This is a genomic window from Bradyrhizobium ottawaense, assembly GCF_002278135.3.
In the GTDB taxonomy this organism is placed as follows: Bacteria; Pseudomonadota; Alphaproteobacteria; order Rhizobiales; family Xanthobacteraceae; genus Bradyrhizobium; species Bradyrhizobium ottawaense.
On sequence record NZ_CP029425.2, the window covers coordinates 2404492 to 2431020 of the forward strand.

Below are 26529 nucleotides of genomic sequence, written 5' to 3' on the forward strand. Positions count from 1 at the left end.
CCAGCTATGCGTCCGGTCGCTTGACTTGACCGGTTTTATGTCCTTTGCCACGGTTCTTCTGTCGGGAGGAATTCCGTGGGTACGACCATCACCAATAATCCGCCGCGGCCGGAGCCGAAAGCCCTCGCGAGCGCACTGGAGCAGCTTGCCGCACGCTTCGGCAACCGCCTCATCACCTCGCAGGCCGTGCGCGAGCAGCACGGCCATACCACCACCTGGATTCCCAACCAGCCGCCTGATGGCGTGGTAATGGCGCAGGAGACCGCCGACATCCAGGACGTGGTGCGGATCTGCGCCAAGAACCGTGTCCCCGTCATTCCTTTCGGCACCGGCACCTCGCTCGAGGGCCAGGTCAACGCGCCGGCCGGCGGTATCTCGATCGACCTGCGTGACATGAATAAGGTGCTCGCGGTCCACGCCGAGGACCTCGACTGCGTGATCCAGCCCGGCGTCACCCGCAAGGCGCTCAACGAGCATCTACGCGACCAGGGCCTGTTCTTCCCGATCGATCCCGGCGCGGATGCCTCGCTCGGCGGCATGGCCTCGACCCGCGCCTCCGGCACCAATGCAGTGCGCTACGGCACCATCCGCGAGAGCGTGCTGGCGCTGAAGGTGGTGCGCGGCGACGGCGAGATCATCACCACGGGCACGCGCGCCAAGAAGTCATCCGCCGGCTACGACCTCACCCATCTGTTCGTCGGCGCCGAAGGCACGCTCGGCATCATCTCGGAATTGACCATCCGCCTGCGCGGCATCCCCGAGACGATCGCGGCCGGTGCGGTGTCGTTCGAGAGCGTGCACGGGGCCTGTCAGGCCGTGATCCTGGCGATCCAGACCGGCATTCCCGTGGCGCGCATCGAGCTGCTCAATGCCGCGCAGGTGCAAGCCTGTAACGCCTATTCGAAGCTGACGCTGCCGGAGACGCCGCTGCTCCTGATGGAATTCCACGGCAGCGAGATCGAGGTCGCCGAGCAGTCCAAGGCGTTCGGTGAGATTGCGAGGGATTGCGGCGGCGGCGAATTCTCCTGGACCACCAAGCCGGAGGATCGCACGAAGCTGTGGCAGGCGCGGCACGACGCCTATTGGTCGGTGAAGGCGCTGCGGCCCGGCGACAGCATCGGCGTGGTCGCAACCGACGTCTGCGTGCCGATCTCGCGGCTTGCCGATTGCGTCAGCGAGACCGAGGAAGATCTCAAGCGCCTCAATCTGTTGTCGCCGATCGTCGGCCATGTCGGCGACGGCAATTTCCATTGCTCGCTGGTCTGCGACACCAACGACGCGGCCGAGATGGCGCGCGGCGAAGAGTTCATGCATCGCCTGGTCGAGCGCGCGCAGGCGATGGACGGCACCTGCACCGGCGAGCACGGCATCGGCCAGGGCAAGCAGAAATACCTTAAGGCGGAACTCGGCCCCGAGGCGCTCGATGCGATGCGGGCACTGAAGAAGGCACTCGATCCGCTCAACATCTTCAACCCCGGCAAGATCGTGCCGGAGGCGTAGGCCTTCGGCACAACAAAGCCGCCGCAGGGCCCATGCCGTCCACCGGTCGGGGGCGGGAACTTTCGGCAATCCTGTCGGTTCCAATTCCCGCCAAGTTCCGATGCCTCAATGGCGCGGCTCTGCGGGAGGATGCGATGGTGCGACCGGTCATTGGAATTGCCGCGATGGCGCTTGCCTGCATGCTGGCGGGCGCGGCTCTGGCGAAGGGCGGACATGGCGGTGGCCATGGAGGCGGCCATGGAGGCGGGCATGGCGGTGGCCATCACGGCGGCGGACATTTCCGTGGCCACGGCGGTGGACATGGGCATGCCGGCGGGCATCATCGCGGCATGCGGTTCACGTCCGGGGTCCGACGCGGCGGGCCCAACTTCGGTCAGATCCGCAATGCGGCGATCCGCCCCGCGAGCTTCCGCAATGCCCTGAACACCAGCGCATTCCGGAACGGCCGGCTGATCAGCAATCCGGCAGCGCGTACACAGATCGTGGCAGCAGCCGCATTGGCCGGCTGGAGCGGCGCAAGCAGCGGATGGTGGCAGCATGCGGGCGGCGGCTATGGCTGGGTCGGGCCGCTGTTCTGGCCGTTCGCCTATAACGACCTTTACGACTACACGATCTGGGGCGACGGGCTCGGCTTCTGGGGGTACGGCTATCCGGACATCTATGCAGGCATTTTCGGCCCCTATGGCTATGATCGCCTGTCGGCCTATCTGCCGCAGCAACCGCAGGGACGACGACGGGCGCGTAGCGCACCGCTCGATCAGCTCTGCGGCAGTGACCGCCGTGCCATCGCCGGACTACCGATCGATCAGATCGCATCCGCGGTGCAGCCGACAGATGCGCAGGGCGCCGCTCTCGATGCGCTCGGCAATGCCTCAGTCGACGCGGCAGCGCTGATCCGCACATCCTGTCCGACGCAGGCCGCAGCGACGGCGCCCGGCCGGCTCGCAGCGATGCAGCAGCGCATCGAGGCGATGCAGAAGGCTGTCGAGCTGGTCCAGCCCGCGCTCGACCAATTCTATGGCTCGTTGAACGACGAGCAGAAGGCGCGCTTCAATGCGCTGGCCGAGGATCAGCGTCGTGCGACGGCACCGAACAATGCGAGGGAAGCGTCGGTGCAGTCTTGCAATGTGACCGCCGCGTTCGATTGGCCCGGTGCTGCGATCGATGAGAGGCTTCGTCCGAGCGACACCCAGCGTGCGGCGCTCCAGGTGCTCCAGGATACCAGCGCCAAGGTCAGCGCATCGCTCAAGGCGGGCTGCGAGCCCAATGATGTGATGACACCGCCGGCACGCATGGCCACAATCCGCAAACGGCTCGATGCGATGCTGGACGGGATCAAGTCGGTGCGCGCGGCGCTCGATGATTTCTACGCCACGCTCAACGACGAGCAGAAGGCGCAGTTCGAGGCGATCGGGCCGCGCCGCACGTCCTGAATAGTGCAAGCCAATAAAGGCCACGGGTGGGGCAATGAAGTGGTTTGCAAGGCGGCAGCCGGCCGACATCTGGGATGAGCCGATCCAGGGACCGATCGGCGATATCGACGCGGCGGAGCGCATTCGTAACATCTGCGAGGCTGCGAGAGCGGGCGCGGAGGCTGTCGGAGGCTCCGCACAGGCTGATAAGCGCGAACGTGAGCGCTTTGAACGTGCAGCCCGCGTCGCGATGGAAATTGCGATGAAGATCGCAGACGATCTGATGCGCGACGATGCGGTCCGCCGCATCGTCGACCTCTGCGTGAAGGCAAATGATATCAAGACGGCGCAGATCCTGTTTCGCGCGATCCAGGCGGGCTGGATCCGGGAGGCCGTCCAACACGACTATCCGGCGCTGGCGCAGTAGATCCGGCTCGCGCGTCGGGCGCGAGCCAGATCAATGTCTATGCCGGACAGTCTCAGTATCTGCGGTAGTCGCCGCGATAATGGTCGCCGCCGCCGCGGCCGCCCATTCCCATGCCGATCCCGATTCCGATGCCGATACCCTGCATCACGGCGCCGGGCGGCGGGCCGGGGGGCGGCGCGCGCTCGTAGACCACTTCCTCGGGCGGCGGGCGGCGCTTCGGCGGTGTCTCGACCACCTTGCGCTTGGGCGGGGTGTCGTCGACGCGCTTCTTGATCACGGGCGCGACGCTCGGAGTGACCGGCGTTGCCGGGCTCGACGGCGTCGAGCACGGGCAGGTCGGGCCCATCGCGACGGCGACCGGGGGCGCTGCGGCGGCGATGGGGACGCCGTAGTTGCGGTTCTGCACGCGGAGCAGCAGCCTGCGCGCGGTTGCCGCGAGATCGCTGTTGTCCCAGTTGGCGAGATAGGCCTCGAACGAAGCGCGGGTGTTGATCGCAGTTGCGCGTTCCCAGGCCAGCATCTGGCGTCGCCGTTCCAGCACCGTGCGCACGCGCGGCGTGCGGGTGTCCTGAGCGTAGAGCTCGATATAGGCCTGATACGCCGGCACCGTGTCGTCGGTGATGACGAGTTCATAGGCGACCATGGCCGGCTTGCCCTGCAAGTCCCTGCGCCAGTCCTCGACGCTGCGCGTGCCGCTGGCGAGCGCCATCGAGGAGGCGCCCGGCATGGCCGGCTGGCTGCCGCTGCTCTCGCCGAAGAACTTGAAGTCGGTTGTCAGCGAAGAGCTTTCCCAGGGGATCTGCCGTCCGTCGGTCGATTGCGCGACGGCGACGCGGATGCGCTTGAACACTTCCTCGATCGGTAGATTGGGCTGCTTGGCAACGGTCAGCGCTGCCGTGGTGTAGGGGCTGTCGATGCCACTGCCGTCCTCGGCCTCGGCGCCGGGCGAGGTTGAATAGGAGATGAAGGAGCCCGGCGCGCCGGCCTTGGTGTCGACGATCGCAAGCCCGTGGCCGGCGCCGCTGAGCGCCGGGAACGGATTGTTGCGGCAGGCATCGAGCATGAAGATGCGCGCCCGCGTCGGCAGCGCGCCGAGCGTGTTGAGCATGTCGTTCAGCCGCACGCCCTGGAGCGGAATGTCGGCCTCGCGCTTGGGATCGAGATCGACCGGCACCAGATAATTCTCGCCGTCGATCTGCAGGCCATGGCCGGCATAAAACACCAATGCCACCGTGTCGGCGCCGCTGGCGCTGACCTTGCCGGCGAAATCCGAGATCGCCGCGCGCATCTCGCTCTGCGCCAGGTTGGAGGCCGTGGTGACGGTGAAGCCGGCATTGCCGAGCAGCTCCGTCATGCCCTTGGCGTCGTTGGCGGCGTTGGGCAGCTCGGGCACGGTGCGATAGGCGGATTGGCCGATCACCAGCGCGAGCCGCGCTTCGGCCGCGGCCCCCGTCGGTGTCATCAACTGTGCGAGCGCAAGAAAACCGGAAGCAAGAAGCAAATTGGGAAGGGCTGGACGGCGCATGATGTCACCTCCATCGGCAATACGTGCGATGATGTCACTTTTTCTAGGGGGCCGCCATGCGCCTGTCTGTGCACTGGATCACGCTCGGCGTGCGGCAAAATGGGGCAGAACGTTTGCCGGAGCTGGAAGGGCATCGTTCTGGGCACATCCATGTGAATTGCGCATTGATCCATGCTCCAATTGGATCGATGCCAAGTCTACGCGAAAGCGCCCTCGCGCAGATGAGGCCGCAGGCCGATCCGCATCGCAAATGCCGGGAATCACAGTCGTTCTGGAGCGCTCGCGGACTGACGGAACGCGCCGCGGGCGCGCTCTGCGGCGGCCGGCCGCCACGCTTGCCTGCGCCGTCGCTTTGGCCATACAGTCCACGCAACAGGCCACGGCAACGACCGCGGCGAACAAAAAATAATGTGGGAGAGACCGCACCATGACCATCGTGCCCGTGAACCGTCGCGCGTTCATCAAGTCATCGGCGGCGGTCACCGCCGGCCTCGTGCTCTCCCCCGCCATCATCGGCCGCGCCGAAGCCGCGACGCTCAAGCTGAAATGCTCCTCCTCGCTGCCGAACGATCCCAAGTTCGCCAACGGCCGCGTCTACTACGACAACCTCGTCAAGAATTTGAAGGGCAACGGGCTCGGCGAGCAAGTCGAGGTCGCGTTCTTCCCCGACAACCAGCTCGGCCAGGAGATCGACGTCATCAACTCGGTGAAGCTCGGCGTCATTGATCTCATGGTGTCAGGCTCCTCGATCTCGGCCAATCTGGTGCCGCTGGTCGGCACCTACGATCTCGGCTTTCTGTTCTCCAGCTTCCCGCAGCAGACCAAGGCGTTCGATGCCGGCGCCGCCAAGCCGATCGAGGACGCCCTGCTCAAGGGCGGCAACATCCGCATCATCGCCTGGGCCTATAATTTCGGCTCGCGCAGCGTATTGGCGAAGAAGCCGGTGAAAACGCCGGAAGATCTCGCCGGCCTCAAGATCAGGACGCTGCCGAACCCGGTCATCACGGAATGCCTGCGGCTGATGGGCGCCGCCGCGACGCCGCTGGCCTTCGGCGAAATCTATACGGCCTTGCAGGCCGGCGTGCTTGACGGCCTGGAGCACGATCCGCCGACGATCCTGGCCAGCAAGTTCTTCGAGACGGCGAAATTCTACGCCCTGACGCAGCACAATTTCTCGCCGCTTGCGATCTACTTCAGCGACATGACCTACAACCGCATGGACCCGAAGCTGCGCGAGGGCTTTCTCGATGCTGCGAAGAAGGCCGCGGCCGACACGCGTGCCCATGGGCTTGCGGTCGAGAAGGAGGCGCTGGCGGCCTTGACCGAGAAGGGCGTGACGGTTGCCGAATGCGACCGCGAGGCCTTCAAGAAGCGGGTCGCGCCGCAGACCGAGAACTTCATCAAGGCCCGGCCGGAATCCAAGGCCGTCATCGACATCATCCGCGCGACGCAAGCCTGATGGCCAGGTCTGAGATGGTGGTGACGGCCGCCGTGCCCGTTTCGGCCGGCCGCCACGGCAGCATCGCCCTGCTGCTTCAGCTCAGCGACGCGATCGCGGCCATCCTGCTCGCCGCCGATCTCGTGGTGGTCTGCGTCTCGGTGCTGCTGCGTTTCTTCTTCAACGCGCCGGTCGAATGGTCCGACGACGTCGCGCGCGGGCTGATGGTCGGTTCGGCCTTCTTCGGCGCGGCGAGCGCGCTCGCGCGCGGCGAGAATGTCGGCGTGTCGTTCTTCCGCGATCTCCTGCCGCTGCGCCTGCGCGCGCTGGTCGATGCCGCCGGCGCTCTGCTGGTGGTGCTGATCTCGGGTTACGTCGCCTATAATGCCATCAAGCTGGGCTCATTGACTGCAGGCCAGACCACCGGTTCCGGCCTGCCGCTGGAGCTGACGTTCTATCCGATGGGCGTCGGCGCGCTGTTCATGACGGTGTTCGCCATCGACCATCTCTGCGCGAGGCCGCTTCCCGATATCGTCAGGGGGATCGTTGCGATCATCGTCGTCACCGGGCTCTATCTCGCCTGGGATTATCTGTCGCCGTCCTCGGTGCCGTCGGCGGGCACCTTGATGCTGATCGGCTTTTTCGTGACGCTGTTCGGCGGATTGCCGATTGGCTTTGCGCTGGCGCTTGCCGCGCTCATCTTCATCTGGGTCGAGGGCGCGCTGCCCGGCGTCATCTTCGCCCAGCAGATGGCGCGCGGCATCGACAATTTCGTGCTGCTTGCGATCCCGTTCTTCATCCTCGTCGGCTATCTCATGGAAGCCAACGGCATGTCGGTGCGCCTGATCGAGCTGTTGCAGCGCGGGGTCGGCCGCATGCGCGGCGGACTGAACGTCGTGATGGTGGCGTCGATGGTGCTGTTCTCGGGCATCTCGGGCTCGAAGATGGCCGATGTCGCCGCGGTCGGCTCGGTGCTGATCCCGGCGGCGCGCCGCTCGAAGCAGAACCCCGGCGGCGCAGTGGCGCTGCTGGCGGCGTCCGCGGTGATGGCGGAGACCATCCCGCCCTGTATCAACCTGATCATTCTGGGCTTTGTGGCCAACTTGTCGATCGGCGGCCTGTTCGTTGCGGGGCTCTTGCCGTCGGCGCTGATGGCGCTGGTGCTGATTGCGGTGTCCATCATCTTCGGCAAGCGGCCGGACAAGGTCGAGGACGTCGAGCCGCAGATGCCGGTGTCGGGGCTGTGGAGCGGCGCGATCGCCTCGTTCGGCCTGATCTTCATGATCTTCTTCGGCTTCAAGAGCGGCTTTGCCACCGCGACCGAGATCTCGGCCTTCGCGGTGGCCTATGCGCTCGTCGTCGGCAGCGTGGTGTTCCGCGAGCTCAGCTTCAAATCGGCCGCGCACAGCTTCGTGCAGGCGGCGACGCGCGCCGGTCTCGTGCTGTTCATCGTCGCCGCCGCGCAGTCGCTCGCGTTCACGCTGACCTTGCAGCAGGTGCCGCATGCGGTCGGCGATTTCATGCTCGGTTTGTCGAAGACCTCAGGCGTCTGGCTGTTCATCCTGCTCGCGATCGCCGTGCTGATCGTGATGGGCTCGGTGCTGGAGGGCGCCGCCGCGCTGATCATCTTCGGGCCGCTGCTGTTGCCGGTGGCCGTGCAGCTCGGCGTCGATCCCCTGCATTTCGGCGTCGTGCTGGTCATCGCCATGGGCATCGGTTTGTTCGCGCCGCCGCTCGGGCTCGGCCTTTACGGTGCCTGCCTGATCGGCAACGTGCCGATCGAGCAGACGGTGAAGCCGATCATGGGCTATCTCGGCCTGTTGTTCCTCTGCCTGCTCGTCATCGCCTTCGTGCCATGGCTGTCGACCGCGCTGCCGCGGGCATTCGGTTACTGAAGGAGTTTGTCGTGAAGGTTCTGCTCGCTCACACGCCGGAGATGCGGCGCAATTACTATGGGGATCGCAGCCTGAGCGGCCTGCGCGCGGCCGCCGAGGTGATCCTGCACGAGAGCGACGAAACCCTGGACGCCGCCGGCCTCGTGCGCGCCGCGAAAGATGCCGACATCATCGTCGCCGATCGCATGACCGAAGGGCGCGGCGAGATTTTTGCGCAGCTGCCGCGTCTGCGGGCCTTCGTCCGCTGTGCCGTCGACATCCGCAACGTTGACGTCGAGGCGGCATCAAAGGCCGGCGTGCTCGTGACCCGGGCCGGCCCCGGCTTCGTTCAGGCGGTGGCCGAGCTCGCGATCGGCTTCATGGTCGATCTCTCCCGCGGCGTCTCGCGGGCGACGGCGGACTACCAGGCCGGTCGCAAGCCCGAGGCGCGGATGGGCCGCCAGCTCGCCGGCAGCCGGATCGGCATCATCGGTTACGGCAGCATCGGCCGCTATCTCGCCGAGGTCGCAAAAGTGCTGCGCATGGAGGTGCTGGTCGCCGATCCCTTCGCAACCGTCAGCGACGCTGGGATCCGGCAGGTCGGTCTCGACGAGCTTCTCGCCGCGTCGGACTATGTCGTTTGCCTCGCGATCGCCAACGAGCAGACCGAGAATTTGATCGGGGAGGCGGCGCTGGCGCGCATGCAAAGGCATGCGGTCTTCGTCAATCTCTCGCGCGGCAATCTCGTCGACGAGGCAGTATTGGCGCGCGCGCTGCTGGAGCATCGCATCGCCGGCGCGGCGATGGACGTCGGCCGCGCGCCTGATCAGATGCCGACGCCGGAGCTGGCGAAGCTCCCCAACGTCATCGCGACGCCGCACGTCGGTGGGCTGACGCCGCAGGCGATCGAATATCAGTCGCTGGAGACGGTTCGGCAGGTGGAAGCGATCGTCAAGAGCGAGATCCCGCCGGGCGCGGTCAACGCCGAGCGATGGACGCGGCGGCCCTAGAGCCGATCCACCGCCCTAAACGTTCCGTCCTTCTGGATCACCGTCAAGAACACCTTCGGCGGCGTGTCGATCATGCGCAGGCCGACGGTGACGGCGCTGCCGCCGATGTCGAAGCGGCCGACATCGTTGATGGCGCGGAGCAGGTTTGCGCGCGTTGGCTTCGGCCCGGCCTGTTCCAGCGCCGCGGCCGCGAGGCGGCCGGAGAGATAGCCTTCCAGCGACACGAAGTCCGGTGTCAGCGTCGGATCGAACGCCTTCTGCGCCGCCTGGTAGTCGGCGACGATCTTGAGCGAGCGATCCCATGGAAACGGTACGACCTGCGAGACGATGACGCCTTCACCGTCGGGACCGAGCTCCCTGGCCAGCGCATTGGCGCCGACGAAGGAGACGTTGACGAAGGTCGGATGGAAGCCGCTGCGGTGCGCGAGCTTGATGAACTCCGCGCAGGGACCATAGGTCCCGACCATCACGATCGCCTCGGGTTCGGCGCGCCTGATCACCCGCCAGGCTGCGGTGACCGCGCGGGTGTTGCGCTCGAACGTGCCTTCGGCGGCAAGCTCGAGGCCGCGCTTGGCGAGCGCGCGCTTGACGCCGACCAGACCGTCGCGGCCGAAGGAATCGTCCTGGTAGAAGATGCCGATGCGGGTGAAGTGGCGATCCTCCGTGAGGTGCTTGATCCAGGCCTCGGCCTCCGCACCGTAGCTCGCGCGGATGTTGACGACGTTGGCAAGCTCGAGGTCGCGCAGGAATTCGGCGCCGCTGAACGGACCGATGAAGGGGATGTTCCTGGCGCTGGTGATCGGAATTGTCGCCATCGCGGTTGGCGTGCCCACCGCGCCGATCAGCGCGAACACCTTGTCGTCCTCGATCAGGTGCAGCGTCTGCGCCACCGAACGATCGGGGTCGTAGCCGTCGTCGCGGCTGATGAGCTGGAGCTTGCGGCCGTGGACCCCGCCCTTGGCGTTGATCTCGGTGAATGCTGCGACGATGCCTTGCCGCATGCGCTGTCCGAGCGCGGAGGAGGGGCCTTCCAGCGCGGCGGCCTGGCCGAACAGGATCGCATCCTCGCTGACGCCGGCCTCGTCAGCTCTCGCTGCGAGCATGGTCGCGGCGAGGAGCGCGATGGTCAGGACGAGGGATGTCGCTGATCGAAATCGATACATCGGGGAAGTCTTGCCGAATGATGGGGAGGAGCCTCGCGCAACATATTCCCGCGAGCCTGAATAGCTCGCTAACCGGCGGCGTGTCGGCAGCCCGTAGTACTCCGGGCAAAACCGGCAAGTTGTTTCCACAATGCCGGATCATTCGGGCAGTTCATTAACTAATTCACGCGTTGCGGAATGGTCGGGTTCCGAAATTGTGCAGTTCTTAACCGCGGTCTTGTTCCGATAGCGGCGCCGGCACCTCAACCAGAGGTTCGGTTCGTCGCGGACAGGGGGACGGCGGCTTCAAGATGGGCGATCGCGATCAGAACGATCAGGATCGGGGGCGTATGACCGGATGGTGGCGTGCCGCGCCGCTGCTCGGGCTGTATCGCCCTGCGCTCGTCGCGGTCGGCGTCGGTCTTCTGTTTTCGGTCGTGGGCGCGGCCGCCGTGGCGCGGTGGGAGGATCGAGTCAACAGGATCGAGTTCGAGAACGCGGCCGAAACCGAAGCGATCGTCATGCAAAACGGCATGGGCGAATACATCTCCCGGCTCGTCGCGCTGCGCACGCTGTTCGAATCGACCAATGACGAAGTCACCCGCAGCGAGTTCGAGACCTTCAGCGCCCGCCTGTTCGAGCGCCATCCCGGCATGCTGCGCATTGCCTGGCTGCCGCGCGTCAACCGCAAGGAACGCGCCGAATACGAGACCGCGGCGATCGCGGATGGCGTGTCCGGCTATCGCATCAAGTCGCTCCAGAGCGCGGGCTTTGCGACGGCGCCGCAGACCGATGAATATTTTCCGGTGTTCTACTCGACCCAGCCGAAGACCTCGCCGGTCTACGGCATGGATTACGCCACCGTTCCGGAGCGCCGCGCGGTGCTGGAGCGGGCGCGCGACAGCGACAAGGTCGCAGCCATTCGCACCCGCCTGTTCGAGCCGAAGGAGGGGGGCCGGCTGCCGGACGTTCTCGTTGCCATTCCCGTCTACGCCAAGGGAACGTCGCGCGAGACGGTTGCGGACCGGCGCCGCAATCTCGCCGGCTTCGTGGTCGGCGTCTTCGACCTGCCGCTGTTGATCCAGGCCATTCGCGTCACCACCGGGGCAAGTCCCGCTGTCAGCATGAACGTCTATCCGCCCTTCACGGCGCAGATCGTCAGCCTGGAGCAGATGCTGCCGGATTATTCCTCGGCGGCCACGGCGCCGCAATCGATGCGGGACGTCGCGCGGGCGCTGCACTGGGCAGGCAGCCTCAAGATCGGCGATACCGACTGGCAGGTGCGGGCGGTTCCAACCGCCGGCGGTCCGCTGGAGACGACTTACGATCGCGCCGGCGCGGTGCTGATCGTCGGCATGCTGCTGACGCTGTCGCTGTCGACCTATCTCATGCTCGCAAGCCGCAATTCGCGGCGGCTGTCGCTGGCGAACCGGCGGGTGCTCGAGCTCGCCCAGACCGACATCCTGACCGGACTGCCGAACCGCGCCTTCTTCCTCACCCGGCTCGACGAGATGAACAGCCAGCTGAGCGTAAGGGGCCTGCCGTTCTCGATCCTGATGCTCGACCTCGACCGCTTCAAGAACGTCAACGACTCCCTCGGTCACGGTGCCGGCGATGCGCTGCTGCGCCAGGTGGCGCAGCGGCTGAAATCCGCCGTGCGCGCCAACGACGTGCTGGCGCGGCTCGGCGGCGACGAGTTCGCCATCATCCAGGAAACCGGCGCCGATCAGCGCGCCTGCTCGACCGAGCTGGCGGCGCGGATCGCCAAGCTCTTGACCGAACCGTTCCTGCTGCCCGGTCACCGCGTCGAGATCGGCACCAGCATCGGCATCGCCATCGCGCCGGATCACGGCAGCGATCAGGAGCAGCTGCTGAAGAAGGCGGACCTTGCGCTCTACCGTTCGAAATCGGCAGGCCGCAACTGCTTCACCATCTATGACGAGGCGATGTCAGCGGAGCTGGAGGCGCGCAACACGCTGGAGGGGGATCTGCGCGATGCCATCGCGCGGTGCCAGCTGGAAGTGCATTACCAGCCGTTCGTCGACGCGCTCAGCGGCGCGCGGCGCGGCTTCGAGGCGCTGGTGCGCTGGCGGCATCCGACACGCGGATTGATTCCGCCGGACCAGTTCATTTCGCTTGCGGAGGAGACCGGGCTGATCGTGCCGCTCGGCGAGTTCGTGCTGCGGCGTGCTTGCGCGGATGCGGCCGGCTGGCCGTCCGGCCTCGCGGTCGCCGTCAATTTGTCGCCGATCCAGTTCAAGGAAGCCCGGCTGTTCGAGGTGATCTGTGCGGCGCTCGCCGATTCCGGCCTGCAACCCCAGCGGCTGGAGATCGAGATCACGGAATCCGTGCTGCTGGAGCGCGGCGGCGAGAACCACGCCTTCATGCAGCGGCTGAAGCAGCTCGGCGTCGAGCTCGCGCTCGACGATTTCGGCACCGGCTATTCCTCGCTCAGCTATCTGACGGCGTTCCCGTTCGACAAGATCAAGATCGACAAGTCGTTCATCCGCAACCTCACCCAGCAGCCGCGCAGCTCCGCCATCATTTCCTCGATCGTGACGCTGGCGCGTGGGCTGGACATGTCGGTCACCGCCGAGGGCGTCGAGACCCGCGAGGAGTACGAGCGGCTGAAGGCGCTCGGCGTCAATTTCGCGCAAGGCTATCTGTTCGGCCGCCCGCAGCCGATCGAGCGGATCCTGTTCGACGCGCCGGCCAAACCCTCACGGCGGGACGCCGCCTGAGATCGCCCTGAAGCATCTCGCCCGACGGGCATGCGCGGAATTCGCTTGACCCGGGCACCCCCGGATGGTCGGTAGGACCGTCCAGGGATGAAACACACAAATATGCGGCTTCCGTTCTTCTACGGCTGGGTCGTGGTCGCCGTGACCTTCGTCACCATGGCCATTGGCGTCAACGCGCGCACCGCCTTTTCACTGTTCTTTCCTCCCATCGTCTCCGAATTCGGCTGGGAGCGCGGCGTCACCGCGGGCGCCTTCTCCTTCGGCTTCGTGGTGTCGGGCGTGGTCAGCCCTCTGATCGGCCGCCTGATGGACCGCGCCGGCCCGCGCGCGGTGATGGAGCTCGGCGTCGTGCTGATGGGCGGTGGGCTGCTGCTTGCGCCGCTCACCAGCGCGCCCTGGCATCTCTATGTCACCATCGGCGTCATGGTCGGCGCCGGCTCGGTGTGTCTCGGCTATTCCGGCCAGTCGCTGTTCCTGCCGAACTGGTTCATCCGCAAGCGCGGCTTCGCCATCGGCATCGCTTTCGCCGGCGTCGGCATCGGCTCGGTGACGTTGCTGCCCTGGGTGCAGCACATGATCGAGCAGACCGGCTGGCGCACCGCCTGCACCGCGATGGGCCTGCTCATCCTGGTCGTGCTGGCGCCGGTCAATCTGCTGCTGCACAAGCGCCCGCAGGACATCGGCCTCGAGCCGGACGGCGATGCCGTCTCGGCCGCGGGCGCGGCCGAACCGATCTCCAACGTCGTCGATCCCGTCTGGGTCGGGACCGACTGGACGCTGAAACGCGCGGTGGCGACCGCGCGATTCTGGTGGATCGCGCTCGGCTATTTCTGCGGCCTGTACATCTGGTACGCGGTGCAGGTGCACCAGACCAAATTCCTGCTCGACATCGGCTTCAGTCCCGGTGTCGCGGTGTGGGCGCTCGGGATCGTCAGCCTGCTCGGCATTCCCGGCCAGATCCTGCTCGGCCATGTCTCCGACCGGATCGGACGGGAATGGGTGTGGGCGATCAGTTGCGCGGGCTTTGTGATCTGCTTTGCGGCGCTCATGGCGTTGAAGTTCCAGCCGTCGCTATGGCTGGTCTACGTGATGGTGTTCACGCAAGGCGCGCTCGGCTACGGCCTCACCTCGATCATGGGCGCCGTGGTGTTCGAGATTTTCCAGGGCAAGCACCAGGGCAGCATCTTCGGCACGATCATGCTGGCGGCGCTGGCGGGCGGTGCGGCCGGACCGTGGGTGACCGGTTTCCTCTACGATCGCACCGGTGACTACACGCTCGCCTTCGCCATCGCGATGATCGTGAGCGCCTTGTCGGCACTCTCGATCTGGCAGGCCGCGCCGCGGAAGGTGCGGGCCGTCGCCGGCCGGCTGCACAAGCTCCAGGCAGGAACGGGCGCGGATTAGGTTCCGCACGCATCAACATACCGTCGTGGTTTTCGCCGATCGTTAAGCATGCCGCGTCTTGATCCCGAGGCGATAGGGCGGCAAAAACGTCTTGGACACCATCGGAGCGTTAGCGTCTGAGCGATTGCCGCATTTTCCCGCTATCGCCGGGTCAAACGATGTCCGCCTTCGATTGTCTCACTGAAATTCCGGACGTGCTGCGAGCCGCGCTCGAACGCGCCGAGGATGGCGTCGTCATCGTCGATGACGCCCATCGCATCACGCATTTCAACGCCGCCGCGGAGCGCATCTGGAAGCTGGCGCGCACCGACGTGCTCGGTCGCGATGCCGAGATTCTCACCCTCAAGGGCTTCCAGGCCGAGCAGGTGACCGATCTCCGGGACGAGATCAGTCTCGTGCGCTGTGACGGCAGCCGCATCAGGGCGGCTATCGCGCTGTCTTCCGTGAAAATCGGCGGCGCCAATCATTACATCGTGTTTGCGCGCGACGTCACCATCGAAGCCGAGCGCCGCGTCAGGATCGGGCTTCTCCACGCTGTCTCCGACCAGACCAACCGGGCGGTGATCATCAGCGACACCGAGCAGAACATCGTCTACGTCAATTCCGCCTTCACGACGCTGTTCGGCTACACCGACGCGGAGGCCGAGGGCCGCCGCGCAGGCGAGCTGATTGCCGGCCGGCACACCGATCGCAAGGCGATCGCGAAGCTCATCAAGCGCCTGATGCATGGCGGTCGCCGCGGCGAAGCCGAGGTGCTGGCCTACGACAAGGACGGCGAGGAGATCTGGGTCTGCGCCCGGATCGATGCCTTCCGCGACATGAAGGGCCGGGTCAGGCACATCTTCGCGCTGCTCGAGGACATCACCGAAACCAAGCAGCTGCGCTCGTTGCAGCAGCTCATCATGGGCGCGCTCGCCGACGAGGTGCCGATCGGCGAGATCGCCGACAGGCTGTGCCGTCGCGTCGAGGAGATCGCGCCCCACGTGGTCTGCTCGTTGCTTCACGTCGATGCCGCGGGCCTGATCCATCCGCTCGGCGGCCCGAGCCTGCCCGATGATTATTCCCGCGCGCTGGACGGCGTGGCCATCGGCCCGATGTCGGCTCCTGCGGCACCGCCGCCTTCTACGGCGAACCGGTGCTGGCGACCGATCTGGAGACCGATCCGCGCTGGCAGCCCTACAAGGCCATGCCGCTCGCGATCGGCCTGCGCGCCTGCTGGTCGACCCCGGTCAAGGCCAAGGACGGCCGGGTCATTGCGACCTTCGCCTTCTACTATCGAGAAAGCCGCGCGCCGAGCAATTGGCACCGGCGTATCGTCGAGGCCTGCGTCAATCTCGGCGCCTTCGCGATCGAGCGCAAGGAAGCGCGCGCCGAGATCGCGCGGCTCGCCTATCACGACATCCTCACCGGCCTGCCGAACCGCGCGCAGCTGCGGAACCTGATCACTACGGCGATCGATGCCTGCCCGACCGGCAGCCACGTCGCGCTCGCTTTCCTCGACGTTGATCATTTCAAGGACGTCAACGACACGCTCGGTCATGCCGCCGGCGACGAGCTCCTGATCCAGCTCGCCCAGCGCCTGCGCGAGCAGATCGGCCCGGAGGACATGCTGGGACGGCTCGGCGGCGACGAGTTCGTCATCCTGCTCCCGCAACGCAACGCCGAGAGCGCCGCGCGCGTCGCGGCCGACATCACGGAGGCGCTGGCTGCACCCTTGAAGCTTGGATCGAAGCTGATGCCGATGTCGGCCAGCATCGGCATCAGCCTCTATCCCGACCATGCTACCGACATCGACACCCTGATGCAGCAGGCCGATGCCGCCATGTACATGGCCAAGCAGGCGGGCCGCTCGACCTATCGTATCTTCAGCGCCGAGATGAACGGGCTCACCGAGCAGCGGCTGGCGCTGATCGCGGCGCTCCGCCGTGCCATCGCCGAAAGCGCGCTGACTCTCAGCTACCAGCCGCAGATCCGCAGCTGCGACGGCGCCATCCACGGCGTCGAGGCGCTGTCGCGCTGGCGCGATGCCGTGCTCGGCGACGTCTCGCCGGCAAAATTTATCCCGCTCGCCGAGGAATGCGGCCTGATCGAGCAGATCGGCCTGTGGTCGGTGCGCGAGGCCTGCCGGCAGATGGCGAGCTGGCGCCGCGCCGGGCTCAACATCCCTTGCGTGTCGGTCAACCTGTCGCCGATCAATTTCCGCAACGTCACGCTGGCGGCGCGGCTCAAGGACATCCTCGCCGAATACGATCTGCCGGCGGACGCTTTGATGCTGGAGATCACCGAAGGCGCATTCATGCAGGATGGCGTCGCCGCGCTCGAGACCATGAACGCGATCCGCGAGCTCGGCGTTGGGCTCTCGTTGGACGATTTCGGTACCGGCTATTCCAGCCTCAGCCGTCTCGCGCATCTGCCGATCCGCGAATTGAAGATCGACCGCAGTTTTATGCGCGACATCGAGCGTGACGCCAGCGCGCTTGCGATCGCCACCGCGGTGGTGCGCGTCGGTCAGGGCCTCGGCATGACCGTCGTCGCCGAGGGCGTTGAGACCGAAGGCCAGCGCAAGACTTTGGCCGAGCTCGGCTGCGACGTCGTGCAGGGCTTCTTCTACGCACCCGCACTTCCCCCCGTTGCCTTCGAGCGCTGGCTGATCGAGCACTGCGCCGAGCAGGCGAGGGCGATGCTGGGGCGACTGGATGTGACGGCGGCGGAGAGCGACGCTGTGCGGAAGTCGGCCTAGTTGCCTTTGAGATATTCCCAGCCGGTAGGAACACATCGGCGGCCGGCGGTTTGGTCCCGCGGCGTCCGCCGCATGGGCACCGCCATCTCTGAGGGGGGCCCTAGATGTCGCAATTCTACTTCGACATCTGGGACGGTGAAGCGATCGTCGTAGACGAAGAAGGCCTGGATCTGGCCAGCCGACGGGCCGCGGAGGTCGAGGCCGCGTTGTCTCTTGCCGACATTGCCAAGCAGCTTGAGCCGTCGCCAGCAGCGATGGCCTGGCCATCAATGTCCGGGATGCGAGCGGTCTGGTGTTGAGAGCGATATCCGTCTGCGTAAGAGACCAGCCGGTCAATTGAGATCACCACAAGCGGCATGCCCGCTGATGGGTCTGGCTAGAGCAGCGAAAGCACGATGATCCCGTCTTCGAGTTCCCCTGAAGCGAGGCGCACCCGCGCCATACGCTCGAACTCCGTGCGATGCTTCTGGAGGTAGCTGAAGGCCTGCTTCTGCGTGTTGAATGTGGTGGCAAGCCGGCACGTCTTCCGGCTTGCGCCAAACGCAGGAAGGAAGGTGATGGTTCCGCCGTCCAGTTTGACTCTCACCCGGCCCCGCAAACAACCAAACCCGCTCAATCCGGAGATTGAGCGGGCAAAACGACCGTTTCAGTACATCCGTGAAACGGCGCCACGATATCAAGCCAGCGAGAGGTTCTCGGCGCTGACTTTACCTCGCATCTTGTCGGTCTTGGTCTCGAAGTTGACCTTTTGCCCCTCTGCGAGGCCGGCAAGGCCAGCTCTCTCAACAGCGCTGATGTGAACGAACACATCATTGCTGCCGTCGTTGGGTTGAATGAAACCGAAGCCCTTTTGGCCGTTGAACCACTTGACGGTACCTGTCGTCATCTTCTTCTCCAAAGCGCGCAAACGCGTTCCACGTGACGATCACGCGGTTATCTTCAACTTCGTCGATGTCGTCGGAAAAGGAGCCCGCGGGCGCATTCAACAAGGCACAGCGGCTAATCGAATCATCTCGATATAAGGGGCTTTCGGGATTTTGCAAGGAGCGAAGGCGGCTTGTTGTTGCGGAGCAGTTCTGGGTGCTCCCCATCGAGACGGTTTCGCGTGTGTCTGCCGACCTGTAAGCAAGCCGTTGTTGATTGACAGCGCTGCACGACAATGGTCACGTGGACCTCACCAAGCTGCTTCGCCGTGACAGGCAGGATCGGCTCGTCCGAAGCCGCGACGAGTGTCGCCGCTACTATCCTCAAAAATCGCAATGAAGCTCCTGCGCAATTTGGCTGCCGGCAGGACGTGTCGCATTCGCAGCCTCAGTCAGGAGGATCAATTGCACGTACTTGTCAGGGACAACAATGTTGAGCAGGCACTCCGTGTTCTCAAGAAGAAGATGCAGCGCGAGGGCGTCTTCCGGGAAATGAAACAACGGCGTTCCTATGAAAAGCCGTCCGAGAGAAAGACCCGCGAGAAATCTGAAGCGATTCGTCGCGCCCGCAAGCTTGCCCGGAAGCAGGCGATCAGGGAGGGGTTGCTGCCCGCGCCGCCGAAAAAGAAGCCCTTTGAACGCAAGCCGCCCTTGCCGGAAGTCAAAGCACGGACGGAGTAGAGAAGACCTTGGACCATGTGACGGCGATACCGGGGCCTTCTGCCTTGCATCGGGCGTCGCGGTGTTGCCGTGCTCTATGGCCTGAAATCGATGCCGCGTAGCACGATGCCGGGCGGCCGAGAATTTCAGGGGCAGGGCTGTCGTTCAATAGCGACAGGACTTTACTCCGATGCCAGCCCCGTCCTCCGCCGCAAATCCGTGATCGCGCGCAGAAAGCTGTCCGCGGGCGTCGTCTCGGGATCGATCAGCCGGTGCAGGCGAAAGCCGTCTTCGAGCGCCAGCACGACGGAGGCCATCCAGGGCGGGTTCAGATTGTCGTTCCGTCCGTTGCTCTTCAACGTCGCCTCGACGATGTCGGCCACCAGCTTGCGCCGCGCGCGCAGGCGTTTGGCGAGCTCGGGGCGGCGCTTCTCGGCGCGGGCGACGAACAGGATCATCTCCATGTGCAGGAGCGGCGAGCGGGCGAGGGGATCCTGCCTGGTGCGGTCCATCGCTTTCAACGCCGCGATGAAGTCGTCGAGATTGTCGTGCCGGGCAAGGATGTCGAGGTTGCGCCGGATCGACTGCTCGACATGGTCCTCGAGCATGGCGATGATCAGCTCGTCCTTGCTTCTAAAGTTGGAATAGAACGCGCCGCGGGTGAAGCCCGCCGCCGCCGCGATCGCCTCGATGCTGGCGCCGCCGATGCCGTCCTCCTCGAACACGCGCGCGGCCGCCTCGAACAATTTGTCGCGCGTGTCGTCCCTGGTCGGCCTGGTTCTCAGCCTTGACATCGGATGAGGTTAGGGCAGAATGCAACTCGATACAACAATGTATCGAGTTGATAAATCTTGGGGATGGTTGCGCCGGGCAGTGGGGCTGCGATCGGCGTATTCGTGTCATCGGCAACCAATTTTGAGGTCACCATGAACGAGCACGTGCAAGGCGCCGGCGGCGCGCCGCTGTTCAACCCGCTGTCGCCGGACTTCATCCGCGATCCCTATCCGCACTATGACCGGCTGCGCACGATCGATCCGATCCACGTGACGCCGTTCGGCCAGTTCGTCACCAGTCGCCACGCCGACGTCAGCCTCGTGATGCGCGACAAGCGCTTCGGCAAGGATTTCGTCGAGCGCACGACGCGCCGCTATGGCGAGAAGATCATGGACGAGCCAGTGTTCCGCAGCATGAGCCATTGGATGCTGCAGGCCGATCCGCCGGATCACACCCGCCTGCGCGGCCTCGTCGTAAAGGCCTTCACCGCGCGCCGGGTCGAGGACATGCGGCCGCGCATCCAGGCGATCGTCGACCAGGCCATCGATGCCGTGATCGATCGCGGCCACATGGACCTGATCGAGGATTTCGCCTTCCGCCTGCCCGTCACCATCATCTGCGAGATGCTCGGCATCCCCGAGGACCATCGCGAGGTCTTCTACAAGAGCTCGCGTGACGGCGGCCGGCTACTCGACCCCGTGCCCCTCACTGCCGAGGAGATCAGGAAGGGCAACGAGGGCAACCTGATGGCGCAGATGTATTTCCAGCAGCTGTTCGAGCTGCGCCGCAAAAATCCCGGGGACGATCTCACCACCCAGCTGGTGCAGGCCGAGGAGGACGGCAACAAGCTCACAAACGAGGAGCTGACCGCCAACATCATCCTGTTGTTCGGCGCCGGCCACGAGACCACGGTGAACCTGATCGGCAACGGCCTTTTGGCGCTCCACCGCAATCCGGACCAGCTTGCGCTGCTCAAGGCGCGCCCCGAGCTGATGGAAGGCGCGATCGAGGAATTTTTGCGCTACGATTCCTCGGTGCAGATGACCGGCCGCGTCGCGCTGGAGGAGATCGAGGATCTCGGCGGCAAGAGGATCCCCAAGGGCGAGACCGTGCTGTGCCTGCTGGGCTCGGCCAACCGCGATCCCGCAGTCTATCCTGACCGGCCGGACCGGCTCGATGTTACCCGCCAGAACGTGAAACCGTTGTCGTTCGGCGGCGGCATCCATTTCTGCCTGGGTGCCCAATTGGCGCGCATCGAGGCCGAGATCGCCATTGCCACCCTGCTGCGGCGGCTGCCCGATCTGCGCATCGACGACGTCGAAAACCCGGAATGGCGGCCGACCTTCGTGCTGCGTGGCCTCAAGCGGCTGCCGGCGAGCTGGTGAGGCGGCCCGGCATTAACCTCCGCGCGCAACAGTCGCTGTGACTTCGCCACACTTCCCTCTATATAAGGGGCTGTTCCGGCGCGCCTGAAGTCCACTAAGGCCAGGGTTTGGTCCGGATGCCGGTTTGGCCGAGGGGAGACCCGTGCAGACGACGCTGCTCGGATTGGCGATTGCCTTCATCATTGCGCTGCTGGCCGCGCTGATCGGGCCTTACTACGTCGACTGGAACCAGTTCAGGCCCCAGTTTGAGGCGGAGGCTGGCAAGATCATCGGCGTACCGGTGCGGGTCGCGGGCGAGCTCGACGCGCGGCTGTTGCCGGCGCCGACGCTGCGGCTGCGCCAGGTCACCTTCGGCGGCAACAACGATCTCGGTCGCCTGCGCGCCGACAAGCTCGACGTCGAGTTCAGCCTGGGCTCCTTGATGCGCGGCGAATGGCGCGCCACCGAGCTTTCGGTGGGCGGCATGGCGGTCGACCTCGGCCTCGATGCCCGGGGGCGGGTCGATTTGCCCTCCACCGCGAGCGGCACCTTCAATCTGGCCTCCCTCGCCATCGAGCGGCTGAATCTCACCGGCCGCATTGCGCTTCACGATGCCGCCAGCCGCTCGACGCTGGAGCTGAACGACATCGCCTTCTCCGGCGACGTCCGCTCGCTCGCGGGCTCGGTGCGCGGCGACGGCAGATTCACCGCCGCCGGGGTGCGCTATCCGTTCCGCGTCTCGTCGGGCCCGAGCGCCGACGGCAGCGCCACCCGTCTCCACCTCAACATCGATCCCGGCGAGCGCGCCATCCTCGCCGATCTCGAAGGCGTGCTCGCCTTCGACAACCGCCTGCCGAAATTCGACGGTGCGCTGACGCTGGCCGTGCCGACGGTCAAGAAGGCGGGCGAGGCGGGTCCGACGCCGTGGAAGCTCACGACCAAGCTCAAGGCGGATCCGGCCGGCGCGAAGTTCGAGCAGATCGACGCGAACTTCGGCGCTGAAGACAATGCGCTGAAGCTCGGCGGCGTCGGCGACCTCAGATTCGGCGCCGCGCCGCTGCTGCGCGCGGTGCTGTCGGCGCGCCAGGTCGATGCCGACAAGCTCGCGGGCAAGGACGATGCCGAGCCGCTCCGCATCCTGCCGGCGCTGCGCGCGGGGCTGGCTGCCATTCCGCAGGCGCCGATCCCGGCGCAGATCGAGTTCAACTCCGACCAGATCATGCTCGGTGGCCGCCCGCTGCAGAACATCGCGGCCGAGCTTCAGACCGATGGACGATCCTGGACGTTCCAGCGGCTCGAGCTGCGCGCGCCCGGCATGACGCAGCTCTCGCTCAACGGCGCAGCCCCGGGCGCCGACAGTTTCAGCGGCCGTCTCAGCGTCGAATCCTCCGATCCTGACGCGCTGGTGGCCTGGCTCCAGGGCCGCAGCGAGATCAACCGCCGCAGCACGCGGCCGCTGCGTCTTGCCGGCGACGTGACGATCGCCGCCAACCATCTCGCCATCGACAGGCTGAAGGCCGACATCGAAGGCGGCACCGTCGAGGGCCGCATCGCCTTCGTGCAAACAGGCGCGAGCAAGGGCTCGCGGATCGACGCCGAGCTCAAAGCCGACCGTCTCAACCTCGATGCCGCCGCAAGCTTCGTGCGCGCGCTTGCGGGGCCCCAAGTCGAATGGCCGGAAGAGGCAAAGCTCTCGCTCGATATCGGCCGCGCGATCTCCGCCGGCCAGGAGCTGCGGCCGTTCGCGGCAAAGCTCGCTTTCGGCCCCGCATCGCTGTCGCTGCAGCAGCTGCGCTTCGGCCAGGCCAGCGGCGTGACCACGGAGGCAAGCGGCAGCTTCGACCGCACCAAAGCCACCGGCAAGCTCGCGCTGAAATCCTCGGCCAATTCGCTGCGCGAGCTCACCGCGTTAGTCGAGCCGTTTGCGCCCGCGGTGCGCGCGCGTTTCGATGCCATCCCGTCATTGCCAGGCGCGACCCGCCTCAAGCTCGATCTCAGCCTCGACAAGAATGCCGAGCATGCCGATCGCAGCAATGCCCGCGCCGTGCTTGATCTCGACGCGCCGCAGCTCAAGGCGACGGCGACGCTGGCCGCGCAGATGCCGGCGGCGGCGGTCAACGGCGTCGATATCGACAAATTGCGCAACAGCGACTTCACGCTGGACTCGAAGGTATCGGCCCCGCAGGCCGGCGCGCTGCTGGTGCTGCTCGGGCTCGATCGCGTGGTGGCTGCAGGCGAGGGCGCTTCGCAATTCGAAGGCAAGCTGACCGGAGCGTGGCGGCGGCCGTTGCAATTGAATGCCAAGCTCAGCGGCGGCGGGCTGGACGCCGATGCGCAGGGCAGCGTCGAATTGTCGGAGTCGAAAGCCAGCGTGAATCTGCGCGTGCGCAAGGCCAATCTGGCGCCGCTGTTCGGGACCAGCCCGGCCGACAAATCGATGCAGGCCGTGAGCCTGTCCTCCCGCCTCACGCTCTCCGGCAACCGCCTGACCTTCGACGATCTCGACGGCAACGCGGCCGGCTCGCATTTGCGCGGTCATCTTGCGGTGACGCTCGATCAGGAAAGGAGCGTCGACGGCGAAGTCGGCCTCGATACGCTCGATCTGGCGCCCGCGCTCGCGATGGCGATCGGCGCCGCCGGGCACGAGTCCGGCGAGCCGCTGAGTGCGGGGTTGTTGGGCGGCTGGCGCGGCCGCATCGCTTTCCAGGCGCTGCGCGGGATGTTGCCCGGTGGCATCGAGCTGCGCCCGTTCGGCGGCACGCTTCGAAGCGACGGCCAGTCGCTCGCACTCGATGCGCTGAAGGGCGGCCTCAGTGGCGGCGAGATGTCGGCGAGCTTCGACGCACGCAACGGCGCGAATGGTCTTGCGCTGAACGCGCGCATCGATCTCAGCAATGTCGATGCGGCGACGCTGCGCTATCGCGATCTCGCGCTGCCGAAGGGGCGCGCCACGGTGCAGATGGCGCTGACCAGCCAGGGCCGCAGCGTCGCGGCGCTCACCGGCGCGCTCGCCGGCAACGGCACGGTGACGCTGGACTCCGCGGAAATCGGCGGCCTCAATCCGCGCGCCTTCGAGATCGCCATCCGCGCCAGCGACGGTGGCCAGGTCGCCGACGACAACCGCCTGCGGCAGCTCGTCGAGCCCGCGCTTGCCGCCGCGCCGATCGCGGTGGCCTCGGCGCAGATCCCGTTCACGATCCGCGACGGACGCTTACGCGTCGGCGCGACCCCGCTCGAAGCGAAGAATGCCCGCGCCATCGTCTCCGGCGGCTACGACATTCCCGCCGATCAGGCCGACATCCGCGCCAGCCTGACGCCGATCATGACCGGGCTCTCCGGCGCGCCGCCCGAAATCCAGCTGTTCGCGGCGGGCCCGCCCGACAGGCTCAATCGCACGATCGACCTTGCGCCGCTGTCGTCGTGGCTTGCGGTGCGCACGATCGACCGCGAGACGCGCCGGCTCGACGCCATCGAGCGCGGCGAGCCGCCGCCGGCGACCGCCGCGCTGCCGACGCTGGTCTCGCCCGATCCCGCGCCGGAGCAGGCGCCGGTCAATGTGCCGCTGCCGGGCCAGGATCCGCGCCGCGCACCGTCAAAGCCGAAAGCCGCGCCGCTGCCAAAGGCCCCGCAGGCCGCGCCCGCCGCGCCAAGCCCGCCGCTCGCCCAACAGCTTGCGCCGCTGCCGCCGGCCATCGACGTGAAGCCTGCACCGGGTCCGCCGCCCGCCAAGCCCAAGCCGAAGCCGCCGCTGGTCCTGACGCCGCAGAATCCGTAAGGGTGACTTTAGTGAGATGAACGCGCGGGCTCGGTGCAACCTCTCCCGCTTGCGGGGGAGGTCGGCGCGAAGCACCGGGTGGGGGCTCTCTCCACATTGGGAGTCTCTCCGTTGAGACAGCCTCTCCCCAACCCTCTCCCGCAAGCGAGAGAGGGAGCGCACCTTCCGAGCCGCCTTGTCCGTCCGTGAATCCATTCCCTCGCATTTGAATGAATTTTGCCCGGCAAAACTGATTTGCCGATTTTACCGAATTCTCGCGTTTGATCTCTAGCGTCAGTTCCCAGAGGAATCCGGTGTCCCGCCACGAGCGGCGGGACGCCGCGCCAAAAGAACTGCCAAGAATTACTCGCCAAGAACTGGGGTTATCGAGATGAACGGGGCGAAAACGCTTCTACAGGATCTGGACGACGCGATCGCGCGCGGCACTGACGAGAGCCGGGCGAAGGCGTTGTGGCATGCGACCGACATTCTGATCACCGGCCGCTACAGCGACGACGAGATCAGCATGTTCGGCGAGGTCATCGGGCGGCTCGCCGACGAGATCGAGGTCGCCGCGCGCGCGCAGCTCTCGGAGCTGATGTCGGCATGCGATCATGCTCCGCTCAACGTCATCGAAAAGCTGGCGCTCGACGACGAGATCGAGGTCGCCGGTCCCGTGCTGCGCGACTCCACTCGTCTCGACGAGAAGATGCTGGTCGAGAGCGCCATGACCAAGGGCCAATCGCATCTACTCGCAATCGCCCAGCGCAAATCGATCGGCGAGGCCGTCACCGACGTGCTGGTCAAGCGCGGCGATCAGGAGGTCGTGACCTCGGTGGCCAGGAACGAGGGCGCGCGCTTCTCCGGTTCGGGCCTGTTGCACATGGTCCGCCGCGCCGAAGGCGATTCGATCCTCGCCGAGCAGCTCGGCCTGCGCAAGGACGTGCCGCGCCACATCTTCCAGCAGCTGATCTCGAAGGCGTCGGAAGACGTCCGCCGCCGCCTCGAGACCGAGCGGCCCGAAATGATGGCGCAGATCCAGAGCTCGGTGACCGAGGTCACCGGCGATCTTCAGTCCAAGTTCGGCCCGTCCTCGCGCAGCTATTTCGTCGCCAAGCGCGTGGTGACGACGCAGTATCGCCAGGGCAACCTCAACCAGGATTCGATCTCGAACTATGCGCGCCAGCACCGCTTCGACGAGGTGCAGATCGGCCTGTCGCTGCTGTCGGCGCTGCCGGTCGACGTGATCGAGCGCGCGATGATGGACCGCAACCGCGAGATGATTCTGGTGCTGTGCAAGGCGCTCGACTTCTCCTGGGACACGACCATGTCGCTGCTGTTCCTCGGCGCCAAGGATCATCTGATCACGGCGCGCGAGCTGCACGACAACGAGCGGGATTTCGGCCGGCTGAAGATCGAGACCTCGCGCAGCGTCTTGAAGTTCTACCAGTCGCGCAAGACCGCCGGCGATTCCACCGCGGGCGGCCGTCAGCCCGAGCTTCAGGTCCACTGAACAGGTGCACTGAGCATCGTCCCGGACTTCAAAGGGGAGTATTTGCAATGTTGCCTCAATTCGGCACCGCGGTTCGCAAGAAGAACCTCAACAGCGCCGTGACCGCCGATCTCGGCGCGGGAGCGCCCGACAAGGCGTCGGTGGACGCCGCCTGGCTCGTGCTGGAGGCCGCCAACGACCTCGGCGACCACGCCGCGATCGACGCCTGCCGGCGTGTCATCGACGCCGAGCTGAACGGCACGGTGGCCGGAAGCTCGGACATCGATCTCGTGCTGGGGTATTTCCGGTAAGCTGCCTCCCACACCGTCATCATCTCTCTCGCCTCGCC

General features: G+C 66.0%; 19 protein-coding genes and 1 pseudogene. 15 read left to right on the forward strand and 5 right to left on the reverse strand.

The genetic code is table 11. The annotated features are described in order from the left end of the window. The first annotated feature begins 75 nt into the window (after positions 1-75). The 3 genes from CIT37_RS11435 to CIT37_RS11445 all read left to right on the forward strand — a co-directional run bounded on the left by CIT37_RS11435 (position 76) and on the right by CIT37_RS11445 (position 3339). Entirely contained in the window at positions 76-1500 is a 1425-nt protein-coding gene (locus CIT37_RS11435; RefSeq protein ID WP_028145491.1) for an FAD-binding oxidoreductase, read from the forward strand. 134 nt (positions 1501-1634) lie between these two features. Next, positions 1635-2933 carry a Spy/CpxP family protein refolding chaperone gene (locus CIT37_RS11440; protein ID WP_095426086.1) on the forward strand — a complete coding sequence of 433 codons (1299 nt, stop codon included), beginning with the start codon at positions 1635-1637 and terminating at the stop codon, positions 2931-2933. A gap of 34 nt (positions 2934-2967) precedes the next feature. Beyond that, complete coding sequence (locus CIT37_RS11445; protein WP_028145489.1) at positions 2968-3339, forward strand: hypothetical protein; 372 nt, start codon at positions 2968-2970, stop codon at positions 3337-3339. A gap of 52 nt (positions 3340-3391) precedes the next feature. Here the strand turns inward: CIT37_RS11445 and CIT37_RS11450 are convergent, their stop codons facing one another. Further along, positions 3392-4864: a caspase family protein gene (locus CIT37_RS11450; protein ID WP_028145488.1), complete on the reverse strand. Its 1473-nt coding sequence runs from the start codon at positions 4862-4864 to the stop codon at positions 3392-3394. Between the two features lie 427 nt (positions 4865-5291). Between CIT37_RS11450 and CIT37_RS11455 the strand changes: the two genes are divergently transcribed. Genes CIT37_RS11455 through CIT37_RS11465 form a run of 3 tightly spaced genes read left to right on the forward strand, consistent with a single transcriptional unit; the run spans position 5292 to position 9186 of the window. Beyond that, positions 5292-6323, forward strand: coding sequence for a TRAP transporter substrate-binding protein (locus CIT37_RS11455; RefSeq protein WP_028145487.1), 1032 nt, complete (start codon positions 5292-5294; stop codon positions 6321-6323). Beyond that, positions 6323-8197, forward strand: coding sequence for a TRAP transporter large permease (locus tag CIT37_RS11460; protein ID WP_028145486.1), 1875 nt, complete (start codon positions 6323-6325; stop codon positions 8195-8197). The genes CIT37_RS11455 and CIT37_RS11460 overlap by 1 nt, the downstream gene beginning before the upstream one ends. An 11-nt stretch (positions 8198-8208) precedes the next feature. Then, positions 8209-9186 carry an NAD(P)-dependent oxidoreductase gene (locus CIT37_RS11465; RefSeq protein ID WP_095426134.1) on the forward strand — a complete coding sequence of 326 codons (978 nt, stop codon included), beginning with the start codon at positions 8209-8211 and terminating at the stop codon, positions 9184-9186. Here CIT37_RS11465 and CIT37_RS11470 read toward each other — a convergent pair. Next, positions 9183-10349 (reverse strand): ABC transporter substrate-binding protein, encoded by a 1167-nt coding sequence (locus CIT37_RS11470; protein WP_095426087.1) that lies wholly within the window; start codon positions 10347-10349, stop codon positions 9183-9185. The genes CIT37_RS11465 and CIT37_RS11470 overlap by 4 nt on opposite strands. 329 nt (positions 10350-10678) lie before the next feature. On the opposite strand from CIT37_RS11470, the gene CIT37_RS11475 reads away from it, so the two are divergent. The 4 genes and pseudogenes from CIT37_RS11475 to CIT37_RS11490 all read left to right on the forward strand — a co-directional run bounded on the left by CIT37_RS11475 (position 10679) and on the right by CIT37_RS11490 (position 17512). Continuing rightward, on the forward strand, positions 10679-13069 hold the full coding sequence (locus tag CIT37_RS11475; RefSeq protein ID WP_167456561.1) for a bifunctional diguanylate cyclase/phosphodiesterase: 2391 nt from the start codon (positions 10679-10681) through the stop codon (positions 13067-13069). Between the two features lie 102 nt (positions 13070-13171). Continuing rightward, positions 13172-14473, forward strand: coding sequence for an MFS transporter (locus CIT37_RS11480; protein WP_095426089.1), 1302 nt, complete (start codon positions 13172-13174; stop codon positions 14471-14473). Positions 14474-14631: 158 nt separating this feature from the next. Further along, positions 14632-17213: pseudogene (locus CIT37_RS11485) on the forward strand (EAL domain-containing protein). A 104-nt stretch (positions 17214-17317) separates the two neighbouring features. After that, on the forward strand, positions 17318-17512 hold the full coding sequence (locus tag CIT37_RS11490) for a DUF6894 family protein (RefSeq protein WP_244429102.1): 195 nt from the start codon (positions 17318-17320) through the stop codon (positions 17510-17512). Positions 17513-17589: 77 nt separating this feature from the next. On the opposite strand, the gene CIT37_RS11495 is transcribed toward CIT37_RS11490, so the two are convergent. Next, positions 17590-17799, reverse strand: a complete 210-nt coding sequence (locus CIT37_RS11495; RefSeq protein WP_404514737.1) for a hypothetical protein — start codon at positions 17797-17799, stop codon at positions 17590-17592. A 90-nt stretch (positions 17800-17889) separates the two neighbouring features. Continuing rightward, positions 17890-18099: a cold-shock protein gene (locus tag CIT37_RS11500; protein WP_028145479.1), complete on the reverse strand. Its 210-nt coding sequence runs from the start codon at positions 18097-18099 to the stop codon at positions 17890-17892. 442 nt (positions 18100-18541) lie between these two features. On the opposite strand from CIT37_RS11500, the gene rpsU reads away from it, so the two are divergent. After that, positions 18542-18817: a 30S ribosomal protein S21 gene (gene rpsU / locus CIT37_RS11505; protein WP_028145478.1), complete on the forward strand. Its 276-nt coding sequence runs from the start codon at positions 18542-18544 to the stop codon at positions 18815-18817. Between the two features lie 161 nt (positions 18818-18978). Here the strand turns inward: rpsU and CIT37_RS11510 are convergent, their stop codons facing one another. Further along, the gene (locus tag CIT37_RS11510) at positions 18979-19590 is read right to left on the reverse strand and encodes a TetR/AcrR family transcriptional regulator (protein WP_028145477.1); all 612 of its coding nucleotides are present in this window, start codon (positions 19588-19590) and stop codon (positions 18979-18981) included. Positions 19591-19722: 132 nt separating this feature from the next. Between CIT37_RS11510 and CIT37_RS11515 the strand changes: the two genes are divergently transcribed. From CIT37_RS11515 to CIT37_RS11530, 4 genes are all read left to right on the forward strand, one after another. Further along, positions 19723-20955, forward strand: a complete 1233-nt coding sequence (locus tag CIT37_RS11515) for a cytochrome P450 (RefSeq protein WP_161966378.1) — start codon at positions 19723-19725, stop codon at positions 20953-20955. 142 nt (positions 20956-21097) lie between these two features. After that, entirely contained in the window at positions 21098-24709 is a 3612-nt protein-coding gene (locus tag CIT37_RS11520) for an AsmA family protein (RefSeq protein ID WP_095426092.1), read from the forward strand. A gap of 370 nt (positions 24710-25079) precedes the next feature. Beyond that, a complete protein-coding gene (locus CIT37_RS11525) occupies positions 25080-26201 on the forward strand; it encodes a DUF2336 domain-containing protein (RefSeq protein WP_028145474.1) in 1122 nt (373 codons plus the stop codon). Between the two features lie 47 nt (positions 26202-26248). Next, positions 26249-26491 (forward strand): hypothetical protein, encoded by a 243-nt coding sequence (locus CIT37_RS11530; protein ID WP_028145473.1) that lies wholly within the window; start codon positions 26249-26251, stop codon positions 26489-26491. Positions 26492-26529 lie beyond the last annotated feature (38 nt).